This window comes from Streptomyces sp. NBC_00104, assembly GCF_045160825.1.
Classification (GTDB): Bacteria; Actinomycetota; Actinomycetes; order Streptomycetales; family Streptomycetaceae; genus Streptomyces.
In genome coordinates, this window is the sequence record NZ_CP108215.1 from 2,070,402 (window position 1) to 2,088,390 (window position 17,989).

Here is a 17,989-nt window from a genome sequence, read left to right on the forward strand (position 1 = left end):
GCGACCGCTGACCACGGCCGACGACCGGGGTCCGTCGCCGTACCCGTGCCCGCCGGCCGGGCACCTGGCCGCCCGCGGTGACCGGACCCGTGCCCCCGCCCGTTAGCCTGGTCATGTGACAGGCTCGGAAGCATCCCCTTCGTTCCGGCTCGCGTACGTCCCGGGAGTGACGCCCACGAAGTGGGTGCGGATCTGGAACGAGCGGTTGCCCGACGTCCCCCTGACCCTCCTCCAGGTGTCCACCGCCGAGGCGTTCGGCGTCCTGCGGGACGGCGGTGCCGACGCCGGTCTCGTACGGCTGCCGGTGGACGGCACCGACCTCAGCGCGATCCCGCTCTACACCGAGACCACGGTGGTCGTGATCCCCAAGGACCACGTCGTCGCGGCGGTCGACGAGGTGACCACCGGGGATCTCGCGGACGAGGTCGTGCTGCATCCTCTCGACGACACCCTCGGCTGGGAGCGCCCGCCGGGCGAGCCGGCGTTCGAGCGCCCCGCCACCACGGCGGACGCGATCGAGCTGGTGGCGGCCGGGATCGGGCTGCTCGTCGTCCCCCAGTCGCTCGCCCGGCTCCACCACCGCAAGGACCTGACCTACCGCCCGGTCACCGACGCCCCCGAGTCCCGCGTCGCCCTGTCCTGGCCCCAGGACGCGACGACCGACCTGGTCGAGGACTTCATCGGCATCGTCCGGGGCCGCACGGTCAACAGCTCACGGGGCCGCGCGAAGCCCCCGGAGGAGAAGAAGCCGCAACAGAAGCCCAAGCGCCCCGGCACGGGCAAGCCGACCACCCGCACCCCCCGGGGCGGCTCGTCCGGCGGCGGCAAGAACACCAAGAGCGGCGGCAAGGCCGGAAAGCCCCGCCGCCGCTCGTAGGCGAGGTACGCCCCTGGATGGGCCGCAGGCCCAATCAGGGGCGCGGGGAACTGCGCGACCAGCCCCCACGCACCCGCGCCCGGCTCACCAAGCCCGGGCCGCTTCCCCCGTCACCTCTTCTTGATCCGCAGGAACGTCACCGAGTTCGCCGGAAACGTATAGCTGAACTCCTCAGCCACCCCACGGAACGTGGACGTCACCGGCGCCACCGGCGTAGCCGTCTCCGTGTTCACCGCGTCCGGCGCGGCCGCGAGCGTGGTGACCCGCGCCTTGGCGCGGACCTTCGCACCCCCGAGATCGATCGCCGTACGCGCGGCCACCGACTGCGCGTTGACGACCTTGACGATCAGATCGCCGGTCTTCGCGTCACGCGTCACCACCTGCCGGAACGGCTCGGCCGGCTTGTCGTCGGTGAAGCTGCCCCACTCCTGGCCGTCCAGCAACAGGGTCACCTGCCGCCCCCGCACCTTGACCTCGAGGTCGTACGCACGGCCCGTCTCGATCGTGCCCGGCTTGGACATCAGCGAGGACTTGCCGCCGTCCACGGCCTGCTCGACCGCGCTGGTGGTGTTGTTCCAGCCGCCGAGGTTCCACCAGTAGAAGTTCCCGGTGTCCTTGACGCCGAAGGCGACGAGGAAGCCCTCCTTGCCGGCCTTCTTGGTGGCCTTCACCTTGACGTCGTAGTCGTGCCAGGCGGTGTCACCGGCCGAGACCATGGTGTTCTCGGCGGCCACGTCGGTCTGCACGTACTGTCCGTCCTGGATGCTCCAACTGCCCTTGCCCGTGTGGGTCCACTTCGAGGCGTCCCCGCTGAAGTCATCGGTGAGCAGGCTCGTACCGTCCGCCGCCGTCACCTTCACATCGTCGTACGCCGCTGTCGTGGCCCAGGTGGAGAGGCCCACGGCTCCCGAGATCGGGCCGGTCAGCGCCGGTGTGCCGGTGGCCGTCGACGGCACCACCCGGTCGCCGACGTTGTTCATGAAGAGCTTCTGCGTCTCGTAGTTGGCGGAGTTCCACGACGCCCGGTTGTTGAACCAGATCATGTCGGGGCTCCACTGCACGTAGTCCTCGTTGGCGAGGAGCGGTGCGTAGGAGGCGAGCTTCACGATGTCGGCGTTGCGCTCCAGGCCGGTCATGAACGCGGCTTCGGAGAGGGCGTTCTTGAAGGCGTTGCCCTGGGAGGCGTACTCGCCGAGGAAGACCTTCGGGCCGCCGCGGTCGTAGGAGTCGTAGCGGTCGTTGTTCTGGAGGAACCACTGGGGGCTGTTGTAGTAGTGCTCGTCGACCATGTCGACGCGTCCCTCGCGGTTCAGCTTCCACGCGGTGTCGAAGGTGGTGCCCGTGTCGTCGGGGCCGGAGTTCGAGATCACCTTGATGTCGGGGTACTTCGCCTCGATGGCGGCCCGGAACTTCTGGAAGCGGGCGAAGAACTCGTTCGGCAGGTTCTCCTCGTTGCCGACGCCGAGGTGGGTGAGGTGGAAGGGCTTCGGGTGGCCCATCCGCGCCCGCTTCTTGCCCCACTCGCTGGTCACGGGCCCGTTGGCGAACTCGATGAGGTCGAGCGTGTCCTGGATGTGCCGCTGGAGCAGGGCCTCGTCGTCGGTGGCCCTGTTCTGGCCGCAGCCGGTGACGAGGGCGGGCACCACGGGCAGCGGCATCGCGCCGATGTCCTCGGAGAACTGGAAGTACTCGTAGTAGCCGAGGCCGTAACTCTGGTTGTAGCCCCAGAAGTTGGAGTTGGTGGCGCGCGTCTCGACCGGGCCGATGGTGTCCTTCCACTGGTACGAGCGCTTGCGCTCCCAGTTCGAGGCCTCGCTGTAGTCCTGCATGGAACCGGTGTTGACCAGGCAGCCGCCGGGGAAGCGGACGAAGCCCGGCTTCAGAGCGGCGATCTTCTCGGCGAGGTCCTTGCGCAGACCGTTCCTGTGGCCCTTGTAGGTGTCGCGCGGGAAGAGGGACACCTCGTCGAGGGCGGCGGCGCCTGCGGAGGCGACCGTGAGACGGCCGTCGCTGCTGGTGCGGGTCGCGGTGAAGGTGGCCCGGTACTTGGCCCAGCCGCCCTTGACAACCACCTGGCGGGCCTTGGCCAGCGTGCCGTCGGCGTCCTGGAGGGTGACGGTCAGCGCCGTACGGCTCTCGGCGCGCGCCCACACCGAGAAGTCGTACTTCTTGCCCTCCTCGACCCGGACACCGGTGTTGTAGCCGGCGTTCGTGACGGCCGAACCGGCGCCCAGGGAGAGGTAGTTGCGGTTGCGCTCGTTGAGCCGGCCGGCGTCGTTCACGACCTGCGCGGTGCCGTCGACGGCCCAGGAGGTGAGGGGGGTGTACGCGCGGTTGTCGGCGGTCGAGTACTCGAAGGAGCGGTTCTGCACGAGCTCGGCGTACAGACCGCCGTCGGCGGCCCGGTTGATGTCCTCGAAGAAGACGCCGTACATCGTGTCGTCGATCTTGGCACCCTTGGCGCTCGGGTCGACGGTGATCGCGTAGTCGGTGACGTCCTCGGCGTGCGCGGGGGCCGGGACGGAGGCGGCCGCCACCAGGAAGGCGGTGGCGGTGAGGCCGAGTCTCCAACGGGTACGGGTGCTGCGTGACATGGATACTCCGCGGCTCGGGGTGGGGGTCTGGAGTTGTTCGAAATATCAGACAATGATCAGCACTTCGAACGGCAAGATAGGGAGGTGACCAAGACAGCGTCAACGGGTCGCACAGCACCGAAAGTGTCGGAAGTGAAGGACGGATGGGCGTTTTCCTGCCAGTTCCCGATGTACTGGCTCATCTCTCCGGAAGGTGGCGGGTCCTGCGGTCCGTGCGGGATCTGGCGAACGGGGCGCAAGGGGAGTTCTCCGGGACGACCGTTTTCAGCCCGTCGGACGACGGCGGTCTCCTCCACCGGGAGATCGGAACTTTCGTCTGGCAGGGCGTGCCGCGTCCGGCCGAACGCACCCTGCGCTTCCTGCCGGGCCCGACCCCCGGCACGGCGGACGTCCGCTTCGCCGACGGCCGCCCCTTCCACGACCTGGACCTGACAGCCGGCCGCTGGCGCACGACCCACCCCTGCGTCGCCGACCTCTACCGGGGCGAGTTCGCGGTGTACGACGAGGATCGCTGGCGTACGACCTGGCGGGTCGGCGGCCCAGCGAAGGACCAGCTCCTGGTCACCGAGTACACCCGCGCGCCCGCGTCAGGACCCGCCCCGCCTACTGCGCGGCGCCCAGCCGCAGGTTCCAGCGGCCCGCGTGACCCGCGACCGTGACCGTCGACAGGGGCCGGATGTCCATGTTCCAGTACGACGACGGCGGGGCCTTCAGCGCGTAGACCAGGGCGGCGCGCAGCACGGACGGCTCGGCCACGGCGACGATACGACCGCCGTCGCCCGCGGGGCGGGTCTCCAGCCAGCCGCCTATGCGGGAGATGAAGGCGATCAGCGACTCGCCGCCGTGCGGGGTGGCGCGCGGGTCGGCGAGCCAGGCGTCCACGGCCGAGGGCTCCCGGGCCATGGCCTCGCCGAGCGTGAAGCCGCGCCACCGGCCCATGTCGCAGTCCCGCAGCGCGGGCTGGGCCAGCGGCGCGTAGCCGAGGGCATCCCCGGTGGCCCGGCTGCGGGGCGTCGGCGAGCAGTAGCGCAGCTCGGCCGCCGCCAGCGGCACCAGCTCGTGGGCGGCGCGCTGCACTTCGTCCCAGCCGGCCTGGTCCAGCGGCCGGTCGTCCTCGAAACGCTCCGTGAGCAGCGAGGAACAGCGCGCGGCGGCGACGAACGTGACCCGAAGAGGCATGCGGCGATGGTGGAACGGGGTTCTCCGCAGGTCAAGAGGCGTGACTCAGGAGTTACGCGGGGCCCCGGGGGACACTCGTCGCCCAGCAGTGCGGCTCACTCGAACACGAGCGCCATCCACTGGTCGGGCTCGGCGAGCGGCGCGAACCCGAGCTTCGCGTAGACGCCGTGCGCGTCGTGCGTGGCGAGCATGATGCGACGCAGCCCGTACGGCCGCAGGTGCTCGCGCACGGCCGCGACCAGGGTCGTGCCCAGGCCCTTCCCCCGCGCCGACCGGTCGACGTACACGTCGCAGAGCCACGCGAACGTGGTCCGGTCGGTCACCACCCGGGCGTACGCGACCTGCTCCCCCGAACCCACCTCGTACACCCCGAAGTTGAGCGATCCCCGGATCGCGCTCTCCTGCTTGTCGCGAGGGCGGCCGAGGGCCCAGTACGCGTCGGTGGACAGCCAGTGGTGGACCCGTCCGACGTCGATGCGGTCCGGGTCGGCGGACATCTCGTAGCCCTCGGGCAGGCCGGACGGGGTCGACTCGTCGTTCATGGGTGGACGCTCGCAGGCCAGGAGCCCGCTGTCGAACCGTTTACGGCCGCCCTGAGCCTCCGTACACCTTCCGTGATCTCCCCCGCCCCCGCGACGCCGGCGAAGCTCAACCGCAGGTGACCGGCCGGGGGTTCGGCGCTGAAGTAGGGGCGGCCGGGGGTGACGGCGACGCCCGCGCGGAGGGCGGCGGCGACCAGGGCGGGCTCGTCGGTGCCGTCGGGGAGGCGCAGCCACAGGTGGTAGCCGCCGGAGGGGATGTGGGGCAGCGCCAGTTCGGGCAGCCCCAGGCGCAGCTCGGACGTCAGCGTGTCCCGGCGGTTCTTCAACTCCCTGGAAACCGACCGGAGATGGCGGGGCCAGGCGGGCGAGCCGACGAGTTCGAGTGCGGCCTCCTGGAGGGGACGCGGTACGAAGAAGGTGTCGACGACCTGGATGGCGCGCAGCCGTTCCAGGACCGGGCCCCGCGCGGCCAGGGCACCCACCCGGAAGCTGGGCGAGGTCGCCTTGGTCAGCGAGGAGACGTGCACGACCACACCGTCGGGGTCGTCGGCCACCAGCGGCCTGGGCAGCGGCCCGGCGTCCTCGTGCACGAGACGGCGCACGAAGTCGTCCTCCACGACGAAGGCTCCCGCCGCGCGGGCGATCCGCAGCACCTCGCCCCGGCGGTCGGCCGACAGGGCGGCGCCGGTGGGGTTCTGGAACAGCGGCTGGCAGACGAAGACACGGGCACCGGACGCCTTGAACGCGTCGGCCAGCAGGGCGGGTCTGACCCCGTCCGCGTCCACCGGCACCGGAACGGGCCGCAGCCCGGCCGCCCGCGCGATCGCCAACATGCCCGGATACGTGGGCGATTCGACGAGCACGGGCGCCCCGGGCGGCGCGAGGGCGCGCAGGGCGGTGGTCAGGGCGGACTGGCCGCCCGCCGCGACGATCACCTCGGCCGCGGTGATCGCCCCGCCGATGCTCCGCGCGAACCACTCGCGCAGTTCCGGGACGCCCTCGACCGGTGGCCGCGCCCATACCCCGGGCCGCCGCCCGGCCCTCGACAGGGCCGCGGCCATCGCCTGCTCCGGCTGCAGCGACGGGTGCAGATAGCCGCCGTTGAACTCGATCACGCCGGGCGGCGGAGAGGCGAGCGAGACCAGCACTCCGGAGGCGTCCACCGTGCGGGGCGACGGCTCGGCGCTGCCGTCCGCGCTCAGCGCGACCTCCTGCCAGGACGTGTCCCCCACGACCGCCGCCCCGCTCTCGCGCGGCCGCGCCCGGAAGGCGCCCGCCCCCGGCCGGGTCACCACGAGCCCCTCGGCGGCCAGCTGCGCCAGGGCCCGTGAGACGGTCACCGGGCTCACTCGGAACCGCTCGACGAGCGCCCGGCTCGACGGCAGCTTTCCACCCGGCGAGTAGCGGTCCAGCTCCTTCCGCAACTGCTCCGCCAGCTCCGCGCCACTGCTACGCTCATGCATGAGAGCAGAGAGTAGCGCTATCGCCCAGGATTCAGTAGCGGTGGGCGGTGGCCGGGAAGGCACCGACCCGCGACCGGCCACCTCCGCAGCCCGGTCCTCCGCCGACGCGGGCCCGGCTACGCCCGCACCCACGCCCTCGCCCGATCGCCGCCTCCGCACCGGCGGCACCCTCCAGGCCGCCCTCGGCGTCACCGCCTTCTCCCTCACCTTCCCCGCCACCGCCTGGGGGCTGGAGGGCTTCGGCCCCTGGTCCCTGGTCGCCGTGCGGAGCGTCCTCGCGGCCGTCATCGCGGGCGGCTGTCTGCTGGCCCTGCGGGTGCGGCCGCCCGGTCGCCGGCACTGGGCCGGACTCGCCGTGGTCGCCGCCGGAGTGGTCGTCGGCTTTCCCCTGCTCACCACGCTCGCCCTGCGGACCTCGACCACCGCGCACGCCGCCGTGGTGGTCGGTCTGCTCCCGCTGACGACCGCCCTGTGCTCGGCGCTGCGCATGGGCACGCGCCCCTCGCGCACCTTCTGGACCGCCGCCCTCGCCGGCGCCGCCGCCGTCCTCGCGTTCACCGTGACGCGGAGCGGCGGCGCCCTCACGACGGCCGACCTCTTTCTCTTCGGCGCCCTGCTGGTGTGCGCGGCCGGCTACACCGAGGGCGGCCGACTGGCCCGCGTGATGCCGGGCTGGCAGGTCATCGGCTGGGCCCTGGTGCTGTGTCTGCCGCTGAGTGTGCCGGGGGTTTTGCTGGCCCTGTCGTACGAGCCGGTGCGACTGACCGCGCACAGTGTGGCCGGGCTGCTGTGGGTGGCGGCCGGGTCCCAGTTCCTGGGGCTGGTCGTCTGGTACCGGGGCATGGCGGCGATCGGCATACCGAAGGCCAGCCAGTTGCAGTTGGCGCAGCCGCTGCTCACACTGGTGTGGTCGGTGCTGCTCCTCGGCGAGCAGCTCACCCCGGCCGCGCCCCTGACGGCCGCCGCCGTGCTGGTCTGCATCGCGGTCACCCAGCGCACTTCCGCCTGAGAGTCCGTACGCACACCGGTCCAACCGGCGCCGCCCGCAATAGACTGCGGTCACGGACCGCCACTCCCGTGCAAGACGAGGAGGCCCCCCGATGCAGGCAACCGTAGGCGACACCCTGCTGGTGCACGGCAGGACCGTCGGGCACCACGACCGGACCGCGGAGGTCCTGGAGGTGCTCGGCCAGGACGGGAATCCGCCCTACCGGGTCAGGTTCGACGACGACGGGCACGAGGCACTGATGTCCCCGGGCCCGGACACCGTCGTCCGTCATCCCGGGGACCCGAGGTAACCGCTCCGCCCCACCCCGGTCCCGTCAGCGCGGTGGCTCCGCCGGCTGCTGGTAGTGGTCGGCGACCACGCGTGCCATCGTGCCGATCCTGTCCTGCCGGACGTCCTTGGCCGAGAAGAAGGCGTGTCCACGCGCCTCCGGAAAGTCGCGGGCCAGGGTGAGGTGCGCCGAGAGTTCGGCCGGGTCCTGCCAGGCCGCGGGCTGCGCCGGGTCGCCCGCCTTGTACAGGGCCTCCCCGATGTACAGCCGCGTCCCGCTGCCCCGGGCGGTCTCGGCCCACCAGGGCAGCAGCTTGGCGTAGTCGGCGGCGCCGAAGCCGATGTTCCAGTACAGCTGCGGCACGATGTAGTCGATCCAGTTCTCCCGGACCCACCTGCGCGTGTCCGCGTGCAGGTCGTCGTAAGTCTGCACGCCCGCGCGGGTGTCCGAGCCCAGCTCGTCGGTCTCGGCGTTGCGCCACACCCCGAAGGGGCTGATCCCGAATTCGGTGCCGGGGCGGATCGCCTTGATCTCCGCCGCCGTCTCCCGCACCAGCCTGTCGATGTTGTCGCGCCGCCAGGCGGCCCGGTTGGGGAACCCGCCGCCGTGCTGGTCGTACGCCGCGTCGTCGTCGAAGACCTGGCCCGCGACCGGGTACGGGTAGAAGTAGTCGTCGAAGTGGACGGCGTCGACCGGGTACTTCCGTACGGCGTCGAGCATGGCCGTCCGCACGAAGGCGCGGACGGCGGGGATGCCGGGGTTGTAATAGAGCTTGCCGCCGTAGGGAACGACCCAGTCGGGGTTCTTCCGGGCCGGGTGAGAGGCGACGAGACGGCTCGGGTCGGCGTGGATGGCGACGCGGTACGGGTTGAACCAGGCGTGCAGTGAGAGGCCCCGGGCGTGCGCCTCCTCGACCGCCGTGCCCAGCGGGTCCCAGCCGGGGTCCTTGCCCTGGGTGCCGGTGAGGTACTGCGACCAGGGCTCGTACGGGGAGGGCCAGAGGGCGTCGGCGGTGGGCCGGACCTGGAAGATCACCGTGTTGAGGCGGCAGTCGACGGCGGTGTCGAGATGGGCGAGGAGCTCGGCGCGCTGTTCGTCGGGGGTCAGGCCGGACTTCGAGGGCCAGTCCCGGTTGAGGACGGTGGCCAGCCACATGCCGCGCAGCTCGCCCTCGGCCGCCCTGCGGCGGGGGGCGGGCTCTCCGCCGGCGATGGCGGTGCCCGCCGCCACACCGCCCGCCGCCACGAGAGTCGACACCGCGGTCGCCCAGAACGCCCGTCGTGACATCCGTGGCTTCCGGTGCATCGTCCTACCTCCGCTTACCGCGTCCCGCGTGTCCGCCCCTCGCGGACCGTCCCCGGGCCAGCCTTCCATGTGACACCCGGAATACTGATCAGTAGACGTCGCGGGTAACGTGCAGGTTTGGCGCATGCCCACACCAGGGGTGTCCGCCAGGCACACAGAGCCAGTGAAAGGGACGATGTGACGGACATCCCGGCGGGAGACATTGCACGCGTCGGAGTCGTGGGCTGCGGCCAGATGGGAGCGGGCATCGCCGAGGTGTGCGCCCGCGCCGGACTGGACGTCAAGGTCGCCGAGACCACCGGCGAAGCCCTGGAGATCGGCCGTACCCGGCTGTTCAACTCCCTGTCCAAGGCCGCCGAGCGCGGCAAGATCACCGAGGCCGAGCGGGACGAGACGCAGGCGCGGCTGAGCTTCACCACCGATCTCGGCGAGTTCGCCGACCGGGACCTCGTCATCGAGGCGGTCGTGGAGAACGAGCAGGTGAAGACCGAGATCTTCCAGGTGCTCGACCAGGTGGTGACCCGTCCGGACGCGATCCTCGCCTCCAACACCTCCTCCATCCCGCTGGTGAAGCTCGCGGTCGCCACCTCGCGCCCCGACCACGTCATCGGCATCCACTTCTTCAACCCGGCCCCGGTACAGAAGCTCGTCGAGCTGATCCCGGCGCTGACCACCTCCGAGGGCACCCTCAGCCGGGCGCAGCTGTTCGCCGAGAAGGTGCTCGGCAAGCACGCCGTGCGCGCCCAGGACCGCTCGGGCTTCGTCGTCAACGCGCTGCTCGTGCCGTATCTGCTCTCCGCGATCCGGATGTTCGAGTCGGGCATCGCCAGCCGCGAGGACATCGACAACGGCATGGAGATGGGCTGCGCCCACCCGATGGGCCCGCTGAAGCTCTCCGACCTGATCGGCCTGGACACCATCGTCTCCATCGCCCACTCGATGTACGAGGAGTACAAGGAGCCGCTGTACGCCGCTCCCCCGCTGCTCCAGCGCATGGTGGACGCAGGGAGGCTCGGCCGGAAGGCGGGGTCGGGCTTCTACTCGTACGCCTGATCACGGACGGTCAGCTTCCCTTTCCCGCACGGGCCCGGCACCGAAATCGGTGCCGGGCCCGTCGTATTCACACACCGTGTGCGCGGCGGACACGCATATGCCGTTCGCACACTCTCCCCACGCGCCGACCAGGCGAGTTGACTTGCCGTGCGCATGCAAGGGACGGCACGACTACAGAAAGGAGCGGACTCGTGGCCATCGACCCCGAGCCTCCCGTGCTCCACGGTGAACTCGCAGAGTTACGCCGCCGCCTGGACGTGGCGCACGCCCGCGTCGAAGGCGGGCACACCCTGCTGAGCCACCGCGCCGAGCAGACCGCCAAGGAACTGGACGATCTGAGCGCACGGATCGTCGCCCTGGAGCACGGCCGCTGGCCCCTGCCCGCGGTGGCGGCCCTCACCGCCCTGGGCGCCCTGGTGGTGTCCGTCTGGCAGGCACTGGGCCGCTAGCCGGCCGGGCGGGACACGAGGGGGAGTTCAGCCCCTGGCATCCTGCCCGAGACGCAGGTGGTGCAGCAGGAGCAAAGCGGCCGCCATGTTGGCGGCCGGGACCTCGCCGCGGGCGACCATGTCGGGAACGAGTTTGAGGGGAACCCATTCCCGACGGTCCGACTCGAAGTCGTCCACGGGGTGACCGACATACGCGCCCTCGTCGGCCCAGTAGATGTGGTGCCGGGCGTCGGTGAGCCCGTTGGAGGGCTCGACGCTCATCAGGTGGTGCAGGGGTCCCGGCCGCCATCCGGTCTCCTCCTCCAGTTCGCGGGCGGCCGCCGCGGCGATGGCTTCGCCGTCCTCGACGACGCCTGCCGCGAGCTCCCACCCCCAGCTGTCGGTGATGAAGCGGTGCCGCCAGAGCAGCAGCACCTCGTTCGCCTCGTTGACCACGGTGGCCACGGCGACGGGCCGCAGCCGGATCAGGAAGTGATCGAGGTGCTGCCCGTCCGGCAACGCGACATCTGCGAGATTGACGCTGAACCAGCGGTTCGAGTACACAGTTTGTTCGCTCTGCTTCGTCCACTGCACGGTTCTGCCACCTTCCGCTGAGTAAGTGGCAATATCGCAGCAGGAGCTTGGTGACAGCAGGCGCACAGCCGGTGCACGGCCGCGCCCCGGGGACGGTGTCAGAGCGGTACGCGCAGTGCTCCGTCGATGAGTTCGGCGGCTTCGGAGGTCCCCGCGCAGCCGCTGCGCGCGAGGTGTTCGCGTACCGCCCGCAGTCTGTCACGCAGGCGCATGGACTCCATTCCACGCGCCCGCTCGGCCATCTCCACGGCGGTGGCCACCGCCTTGTCCGCGTTGCCCTGCCGCAGCTCGATCTGGCTGAGCATCGCGAGCCGGTGCACCCGCCCCCGGTCGTGCGCCGGGGTGTCGACGGCGGCCGCGGCGTGCTCCGCCGCGGCGGTCAGTTCGCCGAGGCTGAGCAACGCCTCCGCCACCTGTACGTTCACCAGGCCGGGTTGGACATAGCCGGTCTCATCGGGTTCGTACCCGCGCCGGATGCGCTCGGCGGCCTGCTCGGCCCGCCGGATGCAGGACAGCGCACTCGTGCCGTCGCCCAGGTGCGCGTACGCCTTCGCCTGCATCGCGTAGAGGTCGGAGGCGAGTGCCGGCGTGATGTGCGGGCCGGCGGTGCGCAGCGCCGCCTCGGCGAAGGCGACGGCCTGCCGGTACTCCCGCATGAACAGCGCCTGGTTGACGAGCAGCGCGATGACGTACGCCCCGAGCCCCCGGTCCCCGCTGGCCTTCGCCAGCCGCAGCGCCTGGTGGAAGTACCGCTGGGCCAGCCCGTGGGCGTCGGAGTCGTAGGCGCAGATCCCGGCGATCGCGACCAACCCGCCGGTGGCCCGGTGCAGTTGGCGCCCGGTGGCATCGGTGTAGCTGCCCCGCAGCAGCGGCGCGGCCTCGGCGTTGAGGAACCCCACGATCCGGGTGCGCGTGGCGACTCCTCCGGCCTTGCGGTACATCTGCTCGTAGTGCGTACGGGCCGCGCGCAGCATCTCGATGTCGGCCATGCTGACGCGATGCCGCCCGCCACGGGACACATCGACGTCCTCCGGCGGGTTCTCCCACTCCCATACGGGCATCACGGCGGGCGTCCCGGTGACGGCGGGGGCACCGAGGACATGGGGGCGCTGTTGTTCGTCGGAGCGCCACAGGGCGGTGGCTCGCTCCACGAAACCGGAGAGCCCGGCACCGTGCGGGGAGATCGCCTCGCCCGGCACGCCGAGCCCGATGTCGTCGAGGGTGACGGTCCGGTGCAGCCGCCCGGCGAGCACCTCACAGATCAGGTCGGGCACCTGCCCTCGCGGCCGCTGCCCCTTCAACCACCGCGCCACGGCGGTGTGTTCGTACCTCAGTGCCAGCCCACGGACCCGCCCCGCCTGGTTGACGTGCGCGGCGAGACCGGCGTGGGAGATACCGGCCTCGTCGAGGATCGCGTCGAGCAGGGTGTTGGGCTGCATGGAGGCCCTCCGGTGGCTCGGTGCCGGCGAGTGGCAGCGTAGCGCCTCTCCTTTCACACGGGGTGTGAAGCGAACGCCCGAATTCGGGCTGTGCACGCGCTGTCGCAGAGAGTTTCGGACCGGTTGACTGAAATGCCTCGCAAGAGGCCGGCCGGGCCGCCGGCTCCCCCTCGTACAGTGCGGCGGCCCGGCCGGGCCGAACCGGGGGCGACTACGGGGCGGGAGCGACAGGTGGGTTGTCGGCTGCGGGTGTGTCGTGGCTGGTCGCGCAGTTCCCCGCGCCCCCAAAAGCACGGGTCCGGCTGATCAGCCGGTCGTTGCGGAGTACCAGTATCGCGATGTCGTCCTTGGGTCTTCCCCCTGCGTGGCGGAGGAGTTGAGTGAACACCGCGCGGAGCACCGACTGGGGAGAGACGGGGAGGCCTCGTGCGGCTTCCCGCAGCGCGCCCGCCAGGGGAAAGAAGCGACCCTGCCCGTCCCTCGCGTCCTCCACCCCGTCCGTGTGGAGGAACAGGGCCTCGCCCGGGAGGAGTTGACCGCAGGCGGTGACCGGGAGCTCGGCGGGTAGCGGGAAGAGCCCGAGCGGGGGCATGGGGTCGGCGTGGGTGACAGGTGCCGCACGGCCGACGCCCAGCAGATAGGGCCACGGGTGGCCGCAGTTGAGGGCGTTCAGTTCGCCGTCGGGGGCGATCTCCAGGAGGAGGACGGTGACGAAGTCCTCGGTGTCCTCGGGGCGGGCGCCGTCGCGGAGGTGGCGGGCGAGGGCGCGGTCGAGACGGGCGAGGACTCCGGCGAGGTCGGCCTCGTCGTGGACGGCTTCGCGGAAGCTGCCGAGGACGGCGGCGACGGTGCCGACGGCGGCGAGGCCGTGGCCGCGTACGTCGCCCATCACCACCCGTACGCCGTGCTCGGTGGCGATCACCTCGTACAGGTCGCCGCCGACGCCCGCGCCCCGGTCGGCGGAGAGTTGGACGGCGGCGGTGGCCAGACCCTCGATCCGCGCGGGCAGCGGCCTGAGCAGCGCGCTCCGCGCGGAGCCCGCGGCCTCGCGCGCCTGCCGCACTTCCCGCAGCATCACCTGCCTGACGTGCAGCATCAGTCCGGTGCCTACCGCCAAGCACACGGCACCACCGGCGATCCGGGCGCCGATCAGCGCCCGCCGCACGGACCGCCGGCCGGAGAGACGACGCCCCCGGGACAACGCCCGCCGAGGAGACCCAGCCCTGATTCGAATCATGCCGTTGGCCCCCCATCAGGCCCGGACAGCGCGAACGGCCCCGAGAGACCGGTCCGATTCTGTCGACCGGATGCCCCGATTGGGGAGATCGTCCAGGATTGTCACCCGAATGAGTGAGGTGACTCGGGGAGGGTCTCGATGAGGGCGAAGCCCCATCGAGGGGCGTGGGGAACTGCGCGACCAGCCACGAACACCCCGCGGCCGCCGTACCGGCGCAGTCCCCCACCCCCTGGGCGCCCTAACTACGAAGCACGGCCCCCGTACGCTCGCCCGCGAGCGCGACCGCCGCGTCCCGAGCGGCCGAAGCCTCATCCACGGTCAGCGTCCGATCCGCCGCGCGGAACCGCAGCGCGTACGCCAACGACTTCCGCCCGTCGCCCAGCTGCTCCGCGTTCTCGTAGACGTCGAACAGCCGGATGCCCTCGAGGAGTTCACCCGCGCCCTCGCGCAACGCGGCCTCCACGTCGGCGTGCGGCACGAACGCGTCGACCACCAGCGCGACATCCTGCGTGGCGACGGGGAACGAGGAGATGCTCGGTGCCTGCGGGGTGCTGTCCCCCACCTGCTCCAGGGCGTCCACGTCGATCTCCATCGCGGCGGTACGGGCCGGCAGCCCGAGCGCCTTGAGCACGCGCGGGTGCAGCTCACCGGCGTGGCCGACGACCCGCTCGGTGCCGTCGGCGACGATCACGAACTCGGCACAGCGGCCCGGGTGCCAGGGGCCGTACTGCCCCTTGCGGACGACCAGTTCGGCACCGGCCTCGCGCGCGACCGCGCGCCCCGCCTCGATGGTGTCGGCCCAGTCCGCCGGGCGGCCCTTGCCCCACCAGCCGGCCTGCTCACGGGCTCCGGCCACGACGACGGCGACGTGGCGCGGCTGCTCGGGCAGCGCGGCGTTCAGCGTCGCGATCTCCTCGTCGGTGGGCCGGCGGTCGACCGGCGGCGCGACGGCGACGCGCCGCTCCTCACGCGGGAGGAACACCAGGCCGGTCTCGAACAGGGCCAGGTCGTGCGTGCCTCGGCCGTCGTTGCGCCGCAGCGCGCCCAGCAGACCCGGCAGCAGCGACGTGCGGAGCGCGGGCTCCTCGTCGTTGAGCGGGTTGGTGAGCTTGACGACGCGGCGGGCCGGGTCGTCGGCGTCCAGACCGAGCTGGTCGAAGACCTGCTCGCCGATGAACGGGTAGTTGGGCGCCTCGACGTATCCGGCGCCGGCCAGCGCCCGGCCGACCCGGCGGTGCAGCCGCTGCCGGTGGGTCAGGCCACGGCCCGACGGGGGCTTGGGCAGCGTGGAGGGCAGGTTCTCGTAGCCCTCCAGCCGGATGACCTCCTCGGCGAGGTCGTTGACCTCGGTGAGGTCGGGCCGCCAGGACGGCACGGTGACGATCAGCTCGTCCTGCCCGTAGACGTCGCAGCCCACCTCCTGGAGGCGGCGTACGACGATCTCGCGGCCGTACTCGACGCCCGCGACCCTGTCCGGGTGGCTCGCGGGCATGGTGATGGTGTGCGGCGCGGACGGGGCGATCACCTCGGTGACGCCCGCGTCGGCCGTACCGCCGGCGAGGAGCACCAGCAGGTCGACGGTGCGCTGGGCGGCGGCGGCCGCGGCCATCGGGTCGACGCCGCGCTCGAAGCGACGGGACGCCTCCGACGACAGCTTGTGCCGGCGGGCCGTGCGCGCGATGGCGACCTGGTCGAAGTGGGCGGCCTCGATGACCACGTCGGTGGAGGCGTTCCCCCCGTTCTCGGCGGCGTCGTGGTCGGCGATCTCCGTGTCGGCGCCGCCCATGACACCGGCGAGGCCGATGGGACCGCGCTCGTCGGTGATCACCAGGTCCTCGGCGTGCAGGGTGCGGGTGGTGCCGTCGAGGGTGACGATCTTCTCGCCCTCCTCGGCCCGGCGCACGCCGATCGTGCCCTGGACCAGGGAGCGGTCGTAGGCGTGCAGCGGCTGGCCCAGCTCCATCATCACGTAGTTGGTGATGTCGACGGCGAGCGAGATCGGGCGCATGCCGACCTTCTGCAGCCGGCGCTTGAGCCAGATCGGGGAGCGCGCCTCGGGGTCGAGGCCGGTGACGGTGCGGGCGGTGAAGCGGTCACAGCCGAGCGGGTCGGAGACCTGGACGGGGTGGCCGAACGCGTTCGGCCCCGGGACGTCGAGGAGCGCCGGGTCGCGCAGCGGCAGGCCGTAGGCGATGGCGGTCTCGCGGGCGACGCCGCGGATCGACAGGCAGTCGCCGCGGTTGGCGGTGACGGCGATGTCGAGGACCTCGTCGACCAGCTCCAGGAGCTCGATCGCGTCCTTGCCGACCTCGGTCTCCGGCGGCAGCACGATGATGCCCTTGGTGCCGTCGTCGCCCATGCCCAGCTCGTCGCTGGAGCAGATCATGCCGTGCGAGGTGTGGCCGTAGGTCTTGCGGGCGGAGATGGCGAAGCCGCCGGGCAGTTCGGCACCGGGCAGGACGACCACGACCTTGTCGCCCACCGCGAAGTTGCGGGCGCCGCAGACGATCTCCTGGGGCTCGCCGGTGCCGTTGGCGGTGCCGACGTCGACGGTGCAGAAGCGGATCGGCTTCTTGAACTCCGTCAGCTCCTCGATGGTCAGCACCTGACCGACGACGAGGGGGCCCTTGAGGCCGTCGCCGAGCTGCTCGACCGTCTCGACCTCCAGGCCGGCCGAGATGAGCTTGGCCTGGACGTCACGGCCGGTCTCGGTGGCCGGCAGGTCGACGTACTCCCGCAGCCAAGAAAGCGGGACCCGCATCAGATCTCCATCCCGAACGGCCGGGTGAACCGGACGTCACCCTCGACCATGTCTCGCATGTCTTCGACGTTGTGGCGGAACATCAGCATCCGCTCGATGCCGAACCCGAAGGCGAATCCGCTGTACTTCTCCGGGTCGACGCCGCAGGCGGTGAGGACCTTGGGGTTGACCATGCCGCAGCCGCCGAGCTCGATCCAGCCCTCGCTGGAGCAGGTGCGGCAGGGGCGGTCGGGGTTGCCGACGGACTCGCCGCGGCAGACGTAGCACACCATGTCCATCTCGGCGGACGGCTCGGTGAACGGGAAGAAGTTCGGCCGCAGCCGGGTCTTCATGCCCTCGCCGAACAGGGCCTGGACCATGTGGTCCATCGTGCCCTTGAGGTCGGCCATGGTGAGGCCCTCGTCGACGGCCAGCAGCTCGACCTGGCGGAAGACCGGGGTGTGCGTGGCGTCCAGCTCGTCGGTGCGGTAGACGACGCCGGGACAGATCACGTACACCGGCAGCTCGCGGTCGAGCAGGGAGCGGATCTGCACGGGCGAGGTGTGGGTGCGCAGCACGACGCCGGACTCGGTGCCGCCCTCGGGGCCCTGCACGAAGAAGGTGTCGGCCTCGCCGCGGGCCGGGTGGTCCGGGCCGATGTTGAGGGCGTCGAAGTTGAACCACTCGGCCTCGACCTGGGGGCCCTCGGCGACCTCGTAGCCCATGGCCACGAAGACGTCCTCGATGCGCTCCGACAGGGTGGTGAGCGGGTGGCGGGCGCCGGCCGGTACGCGGTCGTAGGGCAGCGTGACGTCCACGGCCTCCTCGACCAGCACCCGGGCGTCGCGCTCGGACTCCAGCTCGCTCTGACGGGCGGCGAGGCCCTTGTTCACCGCGCCCCGGGCCTGGCCGACCAGCTTGCCGGCCGAGGCCTTGGCCTGCGGGGGCAGCGCGCCGATCTCGCGGTTGGCGAGGGCCAGCGGGGAGGTGCCGCCGGTGTGGGCGACCTTGGCCTCCTGGAGCGCGTCGAGGGAGTCCGCGGCGGCGAAGGCGGCGAGCGCCTCGTCCCGCATGCGCTCGATCTCTTCCGGTTTCAAGGCCTCGACCTCTACAGGGTCGTACGACTTATTCGGTGCCGACATCTCTTCCCGTGCTTCCGATTGGCTGGCTGAAGGTCCCCGTACCGACTCGTGGACAGATCGTCACGGTTTTTGGGACACAAAGGTGCCAAAGGCCGAGTCTAACGGGGTGGAGGTGAACG

Annotated in this window: 15 protein-coding genes and 1 pseudogene; 6 read left to right on the forward strand and 10 right to left on the reverse strand. The window is 71.6% G+C overall.

Translation table 11 applies throughout. The features are described 5' to 3' along the window. Positions 1-115 precede the first annotated feature (115 nt). Complete coding sequence (locus OG272_RS09035; RefSeq protein ID WP_327730545.1) at positions 116-877, forward strand: LysR family substrate-binding domain-containing protein; 762 nt, start codon at positions 116-118, stop codon at positions 875-877. A 110-nt stretch (positions 878-987) separates the two neighbouring features. Here the strand turns inward: OG272_RS09035 and OG272_RS09040 are convergent, their stop codons facing one another. After that, positions 988-3,471, reverse strand: coding sequence for an alpha-L-arabinofuranosidase C-terminal domain-containing protein (locus OG272_RS09040; RefSeq protein ID WP_327730544.1), 2,484 nt, complete (start codon positions 3,469-3,471; stop codon positions 988-990). A 143-nt stretch (positions 3,472-3,614) separates the two neighbouring features. Here OG272_RS09040 and OG272_RS09045 point away from each other — a divergent pair. Continuing rightward, positions 3,615-4,049: pseudogene (locus tag OG272_RS09045) on the forward strand (DUF6314 family protein); the annotation flags it as partial. Between the two features lie 25 nt (positions 4,050-4,074). On the opposite strand, the gene OG272_RS09050 reads toward OG272_RS09045, so the two are convergent. From OG272_RS09050 to OG272_RS09060, 3 genes are all read right to left on the reverse strand, one after another. Further along, the gene (locus tag OG272_RS09050) at positions 4,075-4,650 is read right to left on the reverse strand and encodes a histidine phosphatase family protein (protein ID WP_327730543.1); all 576 of its coding nucleotides are present in this window, start codon (positions 4,648-4,650) and stop codon (positions 4,075-4,077) included. A gap of 95 nt (positions 4,651-4,745) precedes the next feature. Further along, entirely contained in the window at positions 4,746-5,192 is a 447-nt protein-coding gene (locus OG272_RS09055; protein ID WP_327730542.1) for a GNAT family N-acetyltransferase, read from the reverse strand. Beyond that, complete coding sequence (locus OG272_RS09060) at positions 5,189-6,655, reverse strand: PLP-dependent aminotransferase family protein (protein ID WP_405893020.1); 1,467 nt, start codon at positions 6,653-6,655, stop codon at positions 5,189-5,191. Before OG272_RS09060 ends, OG272_RS09055 begins: the two co-directional genes overlap by 4 nt. On the opposite strand from OG272_RS09060, the gene OG272_RS09065 reads away from it, so the two are divergent. After that, positions 6,654-7,664, forward strand: a complete 1,011-nt coding sequence (locus OG272_RS09065; RefSeq protein ID WP_405893022.1) for a DMT family transporter — start codon at positions 6,654-6,656, stop codon at positions 7,662-7,664. The genes OG272_RS09060 and OG272_RS09065 overlap by 2 nt on opposite strands. Positions 7,665-7,755: 91 nt before the next feature. Then, positions 7,756-7,953, forward strand: coding sequence for a DUF1918 domain-containing protein (locus OG272_RS09070; protein ID WP_326584021.1), 198 nt, complete (start codon positions 7,756-7,758; stop codon positions 7,951-7,953). 24 nt (positions 7,954-7,977) lie between these two features. Here OG272_RS09070 and OG272_RS09075 read toward each other — a convergent pair whose 3' ends face one another. Continuing rightward, positions 7,978-9,237, reverse strand: coding sequence for a glycoside hydrolase family 10 protein (locus OG272_RS09075; protein ID WP_405893024.1), 1,260 nt, complete (start codon positions 9,235-9,237; stop codon positions 7,978-7,980). Between the two features lie 177 nt (positions 9,238-9,414). Here OG272_RS09075 and OG272_RS09080 point away from each other — a divergent pair, with 177 nt between their 5' ends. Next, the gene (locus tag OG272_RS09080; RefSeq protein ID WP_326584019.1) at positions 9,415-10,290 is read left to right on the forward strand and encodes a 3-hydroxybutyryl-CoA dehydrogenase; all 876 of its coding nucleotides are present in this window, start codon (positions 9,415-9,417) and stop codon (positions 10,288-10,290) included. 191 nt (positions 10,291-10,481) lie between these two features. Continuing rightward, on the forward strand, positions 10,482-10,739 hold the full coding sequence (locus tag OG272_RS09085; RefSeq protein ID WP_326584018.1) for a hypothetical protein: 258 nt from the start codon (positions 10,482-10,484) through the stop codon (positions 10,737-10,739). A gap of 27 nt (positions 10,740-10,766) precedes the next feature. On the opposite strand, the gene OG272_RS09090 is transcribed toward OG272_RS09085, so the two are convergent. From OG272_RS09090 to pheS, 5 genes are all read right to left on the reverse strand, one after another. Further along, positions 10,767-11,312, reverse strand: coding sequence for an NUDIX domain-containing protein (locus tag OG272_RS09090; RefSeq protein ID WP_326584017.1), 546 nt, complete (start codon positions 11,310-11,312; stop codon positions 10,767-10,769). A 98-nt stretch (positions 11,313-11,410) separates the two neighbouring features. Beyond that, entirely contained in the window at positions 11,411-12,751 is a 1,341-nt protein-coding gene (locus OG272_RS09095) for a transcriptional regulator (protein ID WP_327730538.1), read from the reverse strand. 211 nt (positions 12,752-12,962) lie between these two features. After that, complete coding sequence (locus OG272_RS09100) at positions 12,963-13,874, reverse strand: PP2C family protein-serine/threonine phosphatase (RefSeq protein WP_405895999.1); 912 nt, start codon at positions 13,872-13,874, stop codon at positions 12,963-12,965. Between the two features lie 352 nt (positions 13,875-14,226). Beyond that, entirely contained in the window at positions 14,227-16,749 is a 2,523-nt protein-coding gene (gene pheT, locus OG272_RS09105) for a phenylalanine--tRNA ligase subunit beta (RefSeq protein WP_327730536.1), read from the reverse strand. Then, positions 16,749-17,870: a phenylalanine--tRNA ligase subunit alpha gene (gene pheS, locus OG272_RS09110; RefSeq protein ID WP_327730535.1), complete on the reverse strand. Its 1,122-nt coding sequence runs from the start codon at positions 17,868-17,870 to the stop codon at positions 16,749-16,751. The genes pheT and pheS overlap by 1 nt, the downstream gene beginning before the upstream one ends. Between the last annotated feature and the right edge of the window lie 119 nt (positions 17,871-17,989).